Origin of the sequence: Pseudomonas sp. BJa5 (assembly GCF_030272875.2) — a bacterium.
In the GTDB taxonomy this organism is placed as follows: domain Bacteria; phylum Pseudomonadota; class Gammaproteobacteria; order Pseudomonadales; family Pseudomonadaceae; genus Aquipseudomonas.
In genome coordinates this window covers 1-241 of the sequence record NZ_JALRNG020000207.1, presented here as the reverse complement: position 1 = coordinate 241, position 241 = coordinate 1, and the positions used below count along the sequence as shown (strand labels likewise).

Below are 241 nucleotides of genomic sequence, written 5' to 3'. Positions count from 1 at the left end.
AACTGGAGGATGAGCGTCCCTGGCGGCCTGCGTTACCCCACAGAGTCGGCAACGCCGGCGTCCTCGACAGCCGAGAATCACGCAACAAGTTGCTGGAACAGCTCATCCGCTTTCCACCGGCGCGCCTGGCCATAGCCAGCGACCCACGCCCCTCGCCAGATCGCGGCACCCTTGCGTTGCACGCCGAGCAAGCCCGCAATGCCGCTGCCCCCCGCATCTGGTTGCTGCAGGCACTGCCAGT

Annotated in this window: 1 protein-coding gene; it reads left to right on the top strand. The window is 66.8% G+C overall.

All coding sequences use genetic code 11. The annotated features are described in order from the left end of the window. Window positions 1-241 (top strand): DUF2868 domain-containing protein (locus M2D63_RS26045; RefSeq protein ID WP_285865918.1); only part of this gene is annotated, 241 nt, incomplete at both ends.